Source organism: Roseiarcus sp., assembly GCF_052145395.1.
Classification (GTDB): Bacteria; Pseudomonadota; Alphaproteobacteria; order Rhizobiales; family Beijerinckiaceae; genus Roseiarcus.
In genome coordinates this window covers 1-12,356 of the sequence record NZ_JBKQOT010000629.1, presented here as the reverse complement: position 1 = coordinate 12,356, position 12,356 = coordinate 1, and the positions used below count along the sequence as shown (strand labels likewise).

General features: G+C 67.3%; 13 protein-coding genes. 8 read left to right on the top strand and 5 right to left on the bottom strand.

Annotated features, from left to right (window positions below):
• Positions 1-135 precede the first annotated feature (135 nt).
• The 3 genes from ACLP25_RS21755 (at position 136) to ACLP25_RS21745 (ending at position 3,004) form a co-directional block, all read left to right on the top strand.
• Entirely contained in the window at positions 136-714 is a 579-nt protein-coding gene (locus tag ACLP25_RS21755; protein WP_442471229.1) for a Spy/CpxP family protein refolding chaperone, read from the top strand.
• 765 nt (positions 715-1,479) lie between these two features.
• Positions 1,480-1,980 (top strand): thioesterase family protein, encoded by a 501-nt coding sequence (locus tag ACLP25_RS21750; RefSeq protein WP_442471228.1) that lies wholly within the window; start codon positions 1,480-1,482, stop codon positions 1,978-1,980.
• A gap of 112 nt (positions 1,981-2,092) precedes the next feature.
• Complete coding sequence (locus ACLP25_RS21745) at positions 2,093-3,004, top strand: hypothetical protein (protein WP_442471227.1); 912 nt, start codon at positions 2,093-2,095, stop codon at positions 3,002-3,004.
• Between the two features lie 22 nt (positions 3,005-3,026).
• On the opposite strand, the gene ACLP25_RS21740 is transcribed toward ACLP25_RS21745, so the two are convergent.
• The gene (locus tag ACLP25_RS21740; RefSeq protein ID WP_442471226.1) at positions 3,027-3,491 is read right to left on the bottom strand and encodes an ACT domain-containing protein; all 465 of its coding nucleotides are present in this window, start codon (positions 3,489-3,491) and stop codon (positions 3,027-3,029) included.
• A gap of 228 nt (positions 3,492-3,719) precedes the next feature.
• Between ACLP25_RS21740 and ACLP25_RS21735 the strand changes: the two genes are divergently transcribed.
• Complete coding sequence (locus ACLP25_RS21735) at positions 3,720-4,139, top strand: CopG family transcriptional regulator (protein ID WP_442471225.1); 420 nt, start codon at positions 3,720-3,722, stop codon at positions 4,137-4,139.
• Between the two features lie 37 nt (positions 4,140-4,176).
• Positions 4,177-5,652, top strand: a complete 1,476-nt coding sequence (locus ACLP25_RS21730; RefSeq protein WP_442471224.1) for an extracellular catalytic domain type 1 short-chain-length polyhydroxyalkanoate depolymerase — start codon at positions 4,177-4,179, stop codon at positions 5,650-5,652.
• Positions 5,653-5,706: 54 nt separating this feature from the next.
• Here the strand turns inward: ACLP25_RS21730 and purB are convergent, their stop codons facing one another.
• Positions 5,707-7,011, bottom strand: a complete 1,305-nt coding sequence (gene purB, locus ACLP25_RS21725; RefSeq protein WP_442471223.1) for an adenylosuccinate lyase — start codon at positions 7,009-7,011, stop codon at positions 5,707-5,709.
• A 104-nt stretch (positions 7,012-7,115) separates the two neighbouring features.
• Between purB and ACLP25_RS21720 the strand changes: the two genes are divergently transcribed.
• The 3 genes from ACLP25_RS21720 to ACLP25_RS21710 all read left to right on the top strand — a co-directional run bounded on the left by ACLP25_RS21720 (position 7,116) and on the right by ACLP25_RS21710 (position 9,896).
• Positions 7,116-8,369 carry an NAD(P)/FAD-dependent oxidoreductase gene (locus tag ACLP25_RS21720; protein WP_442471222.1) on the top strand — a complete coding sequence of 418 codons (1,254 nt, stop codon included), beginning with the start codon at positions 7,116-7,118 and terminating at the stop codon, positions 8,367-8,369.
• Between the two features lie 87 nt (positions 8,370-8,456).
• A complete protein-coding gene (locus ACLP25_RS21715) occupies positions 8,457-9,596 on the top strand; it encodes an Mrp/NBP35 family ATP-binding protein (protein WP_442471230.1) in 1,140 nt (379 codons plus the stop codon).
• 12 nt (positions 9,597-9,608) lie between these two features.
• Positions 9,609-9,896 (top strand): gamma-butyrobetaine hydroxylase-like domain-containing protein, encoded by a 288-nt coding sequence (locus tag ACLP25_RS21710; RefSeq protein ID WP_442471221.1) that lies wholly within the window; start codon positions 9,609-9,611, stop codon positions 9,894-9,896.
• A 40-nt stretch (positions 9,897-9,936) separates the two neighbouring features.
• Here ACLP25_RS21710 and ACLP25_RS21705 read toward each other — a convergent pair whose 3' ends face one another.
• The 3 genes from ACLP25_RS21705 to ACLP25_RS21695 all read right to left on the bottom strand — a co-directional run.
• A complete protein-coding gene (locus ACLP25_RS21705; RefSeq protein WP_442471220.1) occupies positions 9,937-10,827 on the bottom strand; it encodes a cellulose synthase operon protein YhjQ/BcsQ in 891 nt (296 codons plus the stop codon).
• A gap of 107 nt (positions 10,828-10,934) precedes the next feature.
• On the bottom strand, positions 10,935-11,714 hold the full coding sequence (locus ACLP25_RS21700) for a polysaccharide biosynthesis/export family protein (protein WP_442471219.1): 780 nt from the start codon (positions 11,712-11,714) through the stop codon (positions 10,935-10,937).
• A 56-nt stretch (positions 11,715-11,770) separates the two neighbouring features.
• Positions 11,771-12,356 (bottom strand): hypothetical protein (locus ACLP25_RS21695; protein ID WP_442471218.1); only part of this gene is annotated, 586 nt, incomplete at its 5' end.

The window sequence follows — 12,356 nt, the reverse complement described above, 5'->3', positions numbered from 1 at the left end:
AGACGCGGCCGCCCCCCTCGGCCGCGTCTTCTTTCTCAACCTTTCACCGGGCGGATGTCATCAACTCTCCATGGTGTGCGTGTTGAGTCCGCGGACGCCCGCTTCTCGGGCGGCAGATCATGCGGAGAAACGCCTATGACATCGTCCATTCGCGCGTCGTTCACGGCGCTCGTCGCGGCGGCGGCCTCGCTCGTTGCGGTCGCGGGCGCCGGAGCCCAGACCCCAACCGCTCTCGCCGCGACCCCTGCGCAGGATGCGCCGCAATGGATGCAGCGCTGGATCGACGACCGCGAGGCGATGCTCGACGCGCGGCTCGCCGGCCTCAAGGCGGGCCTCAAGCTCACGCCTGACCAGGAGAAACTTTGGGGGCCCTTCGAGGCGGCGGTACGCGACTTCGCGCAGTCGCACATGGCGCGCATGGAGCGAATGATGGGGCGCCTGGAAAAGGACGCCGACGAGGACGAGGCGGGGCCGCCCCCCTCGCCGATCGACCGGCTCGACAGGATGGCCACTCGACTCTCGGACGTCGGCGCAGCGCTGAAAAAGATCGCGGACGCCGGCAAGCCGCTTTACGCCAGCCTCGACGACCAGCAGAAGCAGATGTTCGGCTTTTTGTCGCGCGAGATGATGCGCATGGGCCGCCGGGGCCATGACATGGGCCCTCCCCCCCATCATCATGACTCGTCCGACGAGGACGAGGGCGACCAGGACTAGAGCGTGATGTTTTCAGGTTAAACCGGCTCCGTCATCGACGATCCGCAGGGTGCAAAGCCCTCGTCTGTCGACGGGGCATGGCGACGACTCCATTGAGGGAGGCCAAAAGAGCCGGTCGCCTGATGCCGTCGGCGCGAGACATTTGGATTTCCTCAGGCCTCCGCGGAGAGAGACGCCGGCTCCGCGAATCTTCGGATTTTGATGGTTGGATTCTCTTGGAATTCCTTGGATTCTCTCGACCGAAATGAGCCTTTTCAATGGGTTACGCGCGACCTCGCGCCGATTTTATTCGTCATGCGGCCCCTCCCCGCATCAAAAGGCCGCGTCCCGTCAGGGGCGGTATCGGTCAGATTGCGCCTCGTTTGATGTTCGCATGATGGGATCATACCGGGTTTTCTGTTTTTCCGCAAGCAAAGGTCGCCATTCTCCAATCACGCAAACGGAGCGGCCCGACCCGGTTTTCTCGTGCTCGAGGTTTGTCTGGTCAGCGCCGGCGAGCGCCCGCGGCCTCAAGGGGGCGAAAGCCGGCCGCTCGACATGCGAGAATCTGGGCGACGGGGCCCCTGAGGTCAGCGGGAGGGCCGCCGACCGGGCCGCCTGCGGCTGCAGCGAGGGCAGCCGCCAGAACCATCAGCGGCGTGACGACGCGCTTGACGACCAAGGGAGAGATCGGCCGCCGTTCGCACAGCGACGAAATCCTTTGAACGCCCCCATTGCGCTGCGCCGTGCGCGGGGGCAAAATTCTTAGGTCGGAGGGAGGCAGGAATGATTGCGCACGCCAAGCCGCACGCGCCGCTCGATGTCTATGCGACCACGGTCGCGGGCGACTGGATCGATTACAACGGCCACATGAACGACGCAGCCTACGCGCTGGTGTTCAGCCGCTCGGTCGACGCGCTGATGGACCGCATCGGGCTCGACGCTGCGGCGCGCAAGCGCACCCGCCAGAGCCTCTTCACCCTCCAGATGATGCTCCATTATTTCCGCGAGGCGCGGGAGGGGGACGCCCTCGCCGTCTCATGCCGCCTGCTTGAACATGACGACAAGCGCATGCGTGTCTGGCTCGAACTGTTCGACGCCAAGGGCGAGCGCCTCGCCGCGTCCGAGCAGCTCCTCATGTCGGTTGCGCTCGGCGAGGGCGGAACGCGCGCAACGCCCTGGACGCATGAGACCCAGGCGGCGCTCGACGCGCTTCGAAAGCTGCACGCGAGCATGGCTCATCCCGCCGAGGCCGGCGCAGGCGTGGCCATGGCGCGCAAAGCGTAACGCGTCCGCTTCGAGCCCCGCGTCGCGGCTTTGCGACATGGGATACGGCCTTGCGGGCATGCGACCGCTGCGTCACGCTTGCCTCAGGGAAAGGGAGCCGCGGAGGGGGTCGATGGGCAAGGGGCCGATGGTGATTGCGAGCGTGGTCCTGGCGATCGCGCTCATCCTCGGCGGCTGCGCCAAGGGCGACAAGGGCGACCAGGGAGAGGCTGGTCGTGAGGGGCCGCAGGGCGTCGCCGGGCCTCCTGGTCCGCCAGGACCGACCGGCCTTCAGGGTCCGCCCGGTCCGCAAGGCGCACGAGGCGAGCCGGGGCCGCGGGGAGTCGCCGGAGAGCAAGGGCCGAAGGGGGAGGCCGGCGCTGTCGGACCCCAAGGGCCAAAGGGCGACGCCGGCGAGACAGGGCCGGCCGGACCGCCCGGGCCCGCGGGCGAGATGGGTCCTATCGGAATTGTCGGACCGGAAGGACCGAGAGGCGAGCCGGGGCGGAATGGCGACGCCGGCGCAGAGGGCCTTCCAGGACCGCAAGGTCAGAGGGGAGAAACGGGCCCGGCCGGGCCCGCCGGACCTCCAGGGCCGCAGGGACCCAAAGGAGACGCGGGGGCGCGCGGGCCTGCGGGGCCGGAGGGCCCCCTCGGCGCCCCGGGCCCCGCCGGTCCAATCGGGCCGCCGGGTCTGCGAGGACTGGCTGGGCTCATCGGGCCATCGGGGCCGAAAGGCGAACCGGGACCGGTCGGGCCGCAAGGGCCGAAGGGCGATTCCGGCCCCGCGGGACCGGCGGGCGCCAACGGCGAGGCGGGACCGGTCGGACCGCAAGGGACGAAGGGCGATCCCGGACCCCCGGGCCCCAGCCTCGACATCCGGGTGATCGTCGGCCAGGCCTCTGCGACCTGTAGCGCGACCGAGGTCATGATCAGCGCCTACTGCGCCGGAGGAGTCGGCAATCTCCGGATCGACGGGACGGCTGGCGCAGCCTGCGAAGGCGACCCGAACGCGAAAGCGGTGGTAGTCTGCGTGGCCCACTAAGAGGAGCGCTACGCGTCGATCGTCATGCGCCAGCGCCGCGCGGCCGGAATGGCAGGCCGTTCCGCGCTGCGTCGGCTTGCAGAGCCTCGAGGATCGTCAGCGCCCGCTCGGCCAAGCCGGCGGGCACGAAGACATGGTCGTGATGGAAGGCGGCGACGATGTTGCAGGGGATTCTTTCCCCCGCCAGCGCGGACGCGACCGCCGCCGTCAGGCCGACGCCGTCGAGGGCGGAATTCACGCTGAGCTCGATCCGTCGCATGGGCAGGTCCACCGGGAAGCCCAACGCCTCGGCTGCGGCGCTGGGCAGGATCAGCGACACGCCCTCCGCCTCGCGGAACGAGCCGAGCGCATGCGCTTGGGCTTTCCTGGCGAGGGCCCCGTCAGCCGTCGTGCAGAAGACGACTTCGCCCGCGTCGAGGACCGGCCTCATCCCAGCCACCATGGCGTGGGCCTCGCGGACCGGTTCGGGCGCCTCGGATTTCGACAAGCGGGCCTCTTCGCCGACGGCCTGAGTTGATCGAACGCCGGCGGCGGCGCCGTCCCCCGCCTGCCGGTGTCCGCCAGCATAGCGCCGCGCAGCATGACGCAGAAGCGGGACGCCGGCGGGAGCGGCGTGGCGCAGTGGAGACATTTTCCACCGCTGACCCGGCCGACCTCTTGCAATCCTCGTTCTGCCATCCACATACCATCCACTTGGATGGCTGAAGGATGGAAAATGACCGGAGAGATTCACCGACTGAAAGACCGACAAGGCGAGAGCGAGAAGATCACGATCAACCTGGGATTCGTCGACCTCGGCCATATCGACCTCCTGGTGCGCGAGGGATTCTATTCCAATCGCACCGACTTCATCCGAACGGCGATCCGCAACCAGCTCGCCTCCCATACGGACGCGGTCAAGCAGTCGATCGTGCGGAACACCCTCGAGCTCGGCCTCAGACGCTTCGGCCGCGAAGAGCTGGAGGCGGTGAAGGCCCAGGGCGGCCGGCTCAAGATCCAGGTGCTCGGGCTTGCGACCATCGACGACGACGTCACCCCGGAACTCGCGCGGGCGACGATCGAATCGATCACCGTCCTCGGCGCTCTCCACGCCAGCAAGGAAATCAAGGCCGCGCTCGCCGATCGCATCGCGTGATCGCGCCCATAAGCCCTTCATCAACAAGGATCAGACAATGAGCCCCGACTTCAGAGCGGCCATTCTTCAGGCCCTGCAACTCACGCAGTCGCAAAAAGTGATGGAGGCGACGCGGGTCATCCAGCGCGCCATCGCCGACTTGCAACGCCCCGCGCCTCCGGTCGGTGAGCCGCGCGAAGGCGCGCCGGCTCCGCCGCGCCCGCCCGAAGCCACCCGCACTGCGGATGCGGTCGAACGGCCGTGGCAGCTTTTCCTCAACAAGGATCCGACAATCAAAACCGACTTCAGCGCGACCATTCGTCAGGCCCTGCACCTCACGCGCGCGCAAAATCTGATGGAGGCGACGAGGGTCGTCCAGCGCGCCCTCGTGGGCTCAGGCCCCGCCGCGCCTCCGGTCGATGAGCCGCGCGAGCGCGCGCTGGCCCCGCCGCCCCCCCCCGAAGTAACCCGGACTGCGGATGCGGTCAAACCGCCGCAGCAGCGCGCGCACACGGACTCGGGCGAGGCCGCGACGGAGCGACGCCCTTCCGGGCGCCCACGGCGGCGGCTCGGAGAAGTCCTGAGACTCCTGCGTCAGGCCGAACTTTCCGGCCTCCGTCCCAGCTTGGCCCCGTTGTCGGGTTTAAGGAAGGCGCCGACCGTCGTCGTGCCGGAAAGAGCCGCCTATCTCGCGCGAAGCTTCGCCTGCGCGGCGGGCGCCAGGGACTACAAGGTCTATGTTCCGAGCGGCGCCAAGGGTCGTAGGCTTCCCCTGATCATCATGCTGCACGGCTGCACCCAGCACCCCGACGACTTCGCGGTCGGCACCGGCATGAACCGCCTCGCCGAGGAGCGCGGCTTCATCGTCGCCTATCCGGGACAGGCGGCGAGCGCCAACCCTGCCGCCTGCTGGAACTGGTTCGATCTCGGCCACCAGAGGCGCGACGAAGGCGAGCCGGCGATCCTCGCCGGCATCACCTGCGCCGTCATGGCGGAGTTCGCCGTCGACCCGGCGCGCGTCTATGTCGCGGGCCCTTCGGCCGGCGGGGCCATGGCCGCGACCCTCAGCGCGACCTATCCTGAGCTCTTTGCCGCGGCCGGCGTCCACTCGGGGCTGCCGCATGGCGCGGCCGCCGACCTGCCGTCGGCGTTCGCCGCGATGCGCGGCGGCGCGAAGCCGGCGCCGGGCACGCGGCGGGCGAAGAAGCGCGTCCCGACCATCGTGTTCCACGGCGCGAGCGACGGCACTGTCCATCCGTCGAACGCCGAGGCGATTCTCGCCGACGCCCGCGCCGATCTCGCCGATCCGGCGCCGGACCTGTTGCTGGACGGCGTCGCGGGCGGGCGCGCCTTTACCCGCACCATCGTCACGGACGCGCGCGGCGTTCCTCACGCCGAGTGCTGGGCGATCGACGGACTCGGCCACGCCTGGTCCGGCGGCGACCCGGAAGGATCGTTCACCGACCCCCGCGGACCCGACGCCTCGCGCGAGATGCTGCGGTTCTTTTCGGAGACGGAGGCGCAGGAGCGCTGATTGGAGCGCGGCGTTGCGCGTATCCTCCCCTGCGAAGCGGGGGAGGACAAACGCCTACTCCCCGAACACCCGCCCAAAAATCGTGTCGACGTGCTTTATGTGATAGCCGAGGTCGAACAGCGCCTCGAGCTCGGCCGGCGAGAGGGCCTTGACGACATCCTTGTCGGCCTTTAGCAGCGCGAGAAAATCGCCCTCGCCGCGCCAGACCGGCATGGCGTTGCGCTGGACGAGCGTATAGGCGTCCTCGCGCGAAAGGCCGTTTTGGGTCAGCGCCAGCAGAACGCGCTGCGAATGGATGAGGCCGCCGAGCCGGTCGAGGTTCTTCTGCATGTTGTCGGGATAGACCAGCAGCTTGTCGATGACGCCGGTGAGCCGCGCCAGCGCGAAGTCGAGGGTGATCGTGGCGTCCGGGCCGATCATGCGCTCGACCGACGAGTGCGAGATGTCTCGCTCGTGCCACAGCGCCACGTTCTCCAGCGCCGGCGTCACGGCCGAGCGCACCATGCGGGCGAGTCCGGTGAGGTTCTCGGTCAGCACCGGATTGCGCTTGTGCGGCATGGCCGACGAGCCCTTCTGGCCCTCCGAAAAATACTCCTCGGCCTCCAGGACCTCGGTGCGCTGCAGGTGGCGGATTTCGGTCGCGAGCCTTTCGACCGACGAGGCGACGACGCCGAGGGCGGCGAAAAAGGCCGCGTGCCGGTCGCGCGGAATGACCTGGGTCGACACCGGCTCGGGGTCCAGGTTAAGCCTTTTCGCCACGAACGCCTCGACCCGCGGGTCGATGTTGGCGAACGTGCCGACCGCGCCGGAAATCGCGCAGGTCGAGATTTCCTCGCGCGCCGCGGCCAGCCGGGCGCGGGCGCGCTTAAATTCCGCGTAAGCCAGCGCCAGCTTGACGCCAAAGGTGGTCGGCTCGGCGTGGATGCCGTGCGAGCGGCCGACAGTGGGCGTCAGCTTGTGCTCGAAGGCCCGCCGTTTGATCGCTTCAAGCAGGCCGTCGACGTCGGCGATCAAAATGTCGGAGGCGCGCTGGAGCTGAACGGCAAGGCAGGTGTCGAGCACGTCCGAACTCGTGAGCCCCATATGGACGAAGCGCGAGTCCTCGCCGATGAACTCGGCGAGATGGGTCAAAAAGGCGATAACATCGTGCTTGGTCACTCTCTCGATTTCGTCGATCCGCGCGACGTCGAACTTCGCGCTTTCCCCCTTCTCCCGGATCGCTCTGGCCGCCTCCTTCGGGATCACGCTGAGTTCGGCCATCGCCTCGCAGGCGGAGGCCTCGATCTCGAACCAGATGCGGAAGCGCGTTTCGGGCGACCAGACGGCGACCATCTCGGGACGGGAATAGCGGGGGATCATGGCTTGGCTCGCATCTTGCTCGGTTTCTGGCGCGGTCTATAGGAACAAGCGCCGGGAATCGAGGCGCAATTGACCGCGTCCCCCGTCCTCATGAGGTCCTCGCCATGCCGTCTCGCACCGTCGATGTCATCGTTCTCGGCGCCGGGATGGTCGGCGTTTCCGCCGCGCTGGCGCTGCAGGGGCGCGGGGCGACTGTCACGCTCGTCGACCGTCACGGCGAGGCGGCGGACGAGACGAGCTTCGGCAACGCCGGCCTCGTGCAGAGCGAGGCCGTAATCCCCTACACCTTTCCCCGCGACCCGGCCGAGATCGCCAATGCGGCGCTGAACCGCGACCCGCGCGCCCACATCCGCTACGCCGCGCTGCCGGCCAGCGCTCAGGCGCTGTGGCAGTATTTCCAGTTCTCCAACTCGTCGCGCGTCGCCGAGACCGCCGCTGCGATGAAGCCGCTCGTTTTCGGCGCGGCGGACGAGCATCGCAGGCTCGCCGAGGCGGCAGGACGCAGCGACCTCCTGCGCCCGACTGGATGGATCAAGGTCTGGCGCACGGCGCAAGGGGAGGACAATGCGCGCCGCGACGTCGAGGCGCTGAAGCAATACGATGTCCGGGTCAATTTCCTCGACCGCGACGGGCTCATGGCGCTCGAGCCCCATGTCGGCGAAGCCGGGCGCGGCGGCGCGCATTTCCCCGATCCCCTGAGCACGCCCGATCCGCAGGGCCTCGCGCGCGCCTATGCCGCGCTGTTCGTTCAGCGCGGCGGCCGGTTCGAGAAGGGCGACGCGATGACGCTGGAGCCGGCCGCGGCTGGCTGGATGGTCGCGACCGACGCGGGCCGCGTCGCGGCGCGAGACGCCGTGATCGCGCTCGGGCCCTGGTCCAACGATCTCGCGCGCACGTTGGGGCTGAAGCTGCCGTTCTTCGTCAAGCGCGGCTACCATAGACATTATGAGCCGAGGGGAAACGCCGGCCTAGGGCGGCCGGTGCTCGACCTCGAGAAGGGCTATCTGGTGGCGCCGATGACGCTCGGCCTGAGGCTCACGACCGGCGCGGAATTCGCGAGGGCCGACGATCCGCCGTCGTCGGCGCATATCGACCGGCTGGAGCCGTTCGCCCGCGAGATGTTTCCGATCGGCGAGCCCAAGGAGGCGGAGCCCTGGCTCGGCCGGCGTCCTTGTCTGCCGGACATGCGGCCGATCGTCGGTCCGTTCCCGGGAAAGCCCGGCCTGTGGCTCGACTTCGGCCACCAGCACCTGGGCCTGACCCTCGGGCCGATCACGGGGCGCCTTCTGGCCGCGATGATGACCGGCGAGACGCCGTTCCTCGATCCGGCGCCGTTCCGGGCAGACCGGTTCGGGTGATGGCGCCGCCCTTTCCCCCTGCCCGCTACTCGCCTATCTAAGGTTCCCCGAGGGGCGCGCCGCCGCCTCGACGAACAGCAAGGAATGATGCGAATGGCGTCTCGCGACGAGGTGATGGCGGCGCTCGCCAAAGTTGCCGGGCCGGACGGGAAGACGCCCCTGCCCGACTCGGGCGCCGTCTCCGGCCTCACCGTGCGCGACGGCAAGGTGTTCCTCGCCATCGTCGTCAACCCGGCGGAGGCCAAGGCGATGGAGCCGATGCGCGCCAGGGCAGAGGCCGCGATCAAAGCTGTTCCGGGCGTGACCGGCGCCGTCGTCACGCTGACCGCCGAAGCGGCGCGCGCGGTCTCGGGCGCCGCTCCCGGTCCCGGGCACGCGCACGGCGGCGGGCAGGCCCAGCGGGGAGGCCGCGCGGCGCAACCGATCGCCGGCGTCAAGCACATCATCGCCGTGGCCTCCGGCAAAGGCGGCGTCGGCAAGTCGACCGTCGCCTGCAATCTCGCGGTCGGCCTCGCCAAGCTCGGCCTGAAGATCGGCGTGCTGGACGCGGACCTTTTTGGCCCGTCGATGCCGAAGCTGTTCGGCCTCTCCGCGAAGCCCGACGTCGCGCCCGATAGTCAGAAGCTCGTCCCACTCGAGGCCTACGGCGTGAAGGTGATGTCGATCGGCTTCCTGATCGACGAGGGCGCGCCGGTCGTGTGGCGCGGGCCGATGGTGATGTCGGCCCTGACCCAACTTCTGCGCGAGGTCGCCTGGGGCGATCTCGACGTGCTGGTCGTGGACATGCCGCCGGGCACCGGCGATACCCAGCTGACCATGGCCCAGAACGTGCCGCTCAGCGGCGCGGTGATCGTCTCGACGCCCCAGGATCTGGCGCTGATCGACGCGCGACGCGGCATCGCCATGTTCAAGCAGGTTCAGGTGCCGCTCCTCGGCATCGTTGAGAACATGAGCTACTTCCTCTGCCCGCATTGCGGTGGCCGCACCGAAGTCTTCTCGCACGCAGGCGCGCAGCGGGAGGCCGAGAAGCTCGGCGTCCCGTTCCTGGGCGAGGTGCCGCTCGACATCGCCATCCGCGTGAATTCGGACGAGGGCCGCCCGGTCGTGGCGTACCTCGCCGACAGCGCGCACGCCGGCGCGTTCCTGGAGATCGCGCGGCGGGTGGCGGAGACGCTCGAAACCGGCGCGCCAGGAGCGAAGCCCGCCCCGCGCATCCGGTTCTTGTAGGGGGAAGCGCGCATGGCCTGGCCGACCGACATCGTGGTGAAAGATCAGGGGCGCACGCTCGAGATCGCCTTCGACGACGGCGTGACCGTGAGCCTGACCTCCGAGCGCCTCCGGGTCGAGAGTCCGAGCGCCGAGGTCCAGGGGCACGCGCCGAGCCAAAAGCGCAAGGTCCTCGGAAAGGAGAACGTGCGGATCGTCGACATCGAGCCGATCGGCAACTATGCCATTCGGATCGTATTCGACGACGGCCACAACACAGGCCTGTACGCCTGGGACTATCTGCGCAAGCTGGCGTCCTAGGCGACCGCCGAGTGACCGCCAGCGAGCCCCGGGTCCGGATCTAAAACCGGCCAAGCACGGTCCCGGCGATTTCGCACTGGAAGCTCTCCAGCGCCTGAGCGACGGTCTTGATATCAGCGACTTTGGTCCGGTTGCGGCGCCCGAGCAGGATGGCCGACCCGACCCGCGACGCGACGACATAGGCATCTGCACTATCCAGCGCCGCGGGCGTGTCGTAGATCACGACGCCATAGTTGCGCTGGGCGTTCTGCGAGAGGTTGAGGAATTCCTTGGAGCTGAGCAACTCCTGTGGGTGGGGCGCCGTGGCGCCGGCCACCAGCAGAGAAAGGCCTGGCACAATGTCGACCGCAGTCGGCGAGACGTGCGCCTCGCTATGGGTCAGCGCCTCCACCAGCCCCTCGGTCTTGGGGTCGACGCCGAACAGAGAGGAGAGCCTCGGTTTTCTGAGATTGGTGTCGATCAGCAAGGTCGGCACCGCCATCTGAGCGAAGGACAGGGCCAGATTGGCGGCGAAGTAGGTTGCGCCGACGCCCGCGTGCGCGCCGATAACGGCGAAGGCGTTCTTGCCTTGCGAAAGCGGCCCCGTCGCCAAAGCGGATCGAACCGAGCGAAAAGCTTCGGCGCCAGCGCTGAACGGTTGAAAGCCGACCACGAGCTCGCGCGAAAAGCGGGCTTCGTCGCCGCCAAAGCTCAAGACCGGATAGTTGTACCGTTTCGACAGCGCCAGAAACAGGCTGTCGCGCCGGACCAGCCCAAGGGTGATCGCGGCCTCGCCGAAAGTCAGGCCTTTGCGGCGCTGAAAGCCCCGGATGGCCTCCACCTGAGCGTCGCTCAGATTGCCCGCGGCCATGATCTGCTGCTCGATCGGATCGATGCCCATATGGACAGCGACCATATCGGCGTCCGACTGACGATTGGTGTTCAAGGTCATCTGCTTGCGCTTTCAATGGCCGGCCGCGTCGTGGCGCCGGAGGATATGAAAAACGGCTCACGCCGCGGGAGAGTAACTCGCTGCCACGGTTTCGAGTTTCCGGTCAATCAGAAGAGTCGCTCGTTGACGATGATGGTGTCGTTGGGCTGCACCTCGTCGTCAAGCGACGCCGGCACTTCCTCTGTCTGCCCGTCCGCCGCCTTGCGCTTGATTTTCAGCCGCCAGTCCGTTCCCAGCGGCGCGAGTCCACCGGCAATCGCGATCGCCTGCTGCACCGTGAGCGGACGTTCGAGTGGGAACTCGCCGGTCTTCCCCACATAGCCGTAGACGTAGTAGAACGGCACCAATTCAACATAGATCTCGTCGTTATTTTCGACCAAAATGTGGTCCCCGTTGATTTTTCCGGACAGGATATCCTTTCCGTCATAGCGCCTGACGATTTTGCCGTTCGGGCCCCCGCGCTGCACGACGACCGCCGAGCCGCTGTCTTTCAAGCCTCCAGCGCGCGCCAGGATCTGCGCAAGGGTCGTGGTGCGGTCGATGGTATAGAGGCCGGGCGCCCCGACCTCGCCCTGAACGCTCACCTCGGAGCCGAAATTGGCGATTTCGACCAAGACGTGCGGGTCGTTGACGATCTGGCGGGCGGCGAGACGGCGCTCGATCGCGCGCGCCAGACCGTCTTCAGTCAGGCCCGCCGCCTTGATGCGTCCGACGTACGGAAACTGTACGGTGCCGTCGAGTTCGACCCGCGAGGTCGTATCCATATCCGGTTGGCTCACCACTTTGATGGTCACCACATCGGATTTGGTCAGGACTCGACCGCCGTCCGCGGCGTACGCCGGACCGCCCGTTAGAGCCAGGCAGGCCAGAGCGACGACGCTCAGCATCCGGGTCCGAACCATTTGCAGTATCGTTCGCATTGTCGCGCTCCAAATCCGGAGTCTCAATAGGGGTTGAAGTTGAGGGCCAGCAAGATCAAACTGTCCGTCGTGATTAAGCTGGATTGGATCGACCTGGTGTACTGGTAGCTCAGATCGGCGGCCAGAAACGGCGTGAGCGTGTACGTCAGTTTCGCGCCCGCGCCGTAGGTTCTTTGGCTTTGTGTAAAAGGGGCGAGCAGCAAATTGCTGCTTACGGCGCCGGCCGCGCCCGTTGAGTAAGAAGCTTCCAGATTGGCCGAAAGCAAGACCTTCGGAGTGTAGTGATAAGTAACGCTCGCGGTTGCAGAATCGGTGGCCTGCAGATTGCTGATGATCGATGTCGGCGGCGCCGCGAAACGGGACACGACGGCGGTGAACGCGAGCTTGGGTGTCGCTGTCCATTGCACGCTGAACGAATATTGCGGCAAGATCGTATGCGGAATCCCGAAACTAAAATATTCGTCACTGACACCGATGATACCGATTTGAGCATTCAAGGCAAGTGTCGGGCTGAAATTTTTTATATAGGTTGCCATCACTTGATCTGTTGTTAACTTATTTAACAGACCTTGTTCGTAACTGCTCACCCCCCAGTTGGGGATGGGGCTG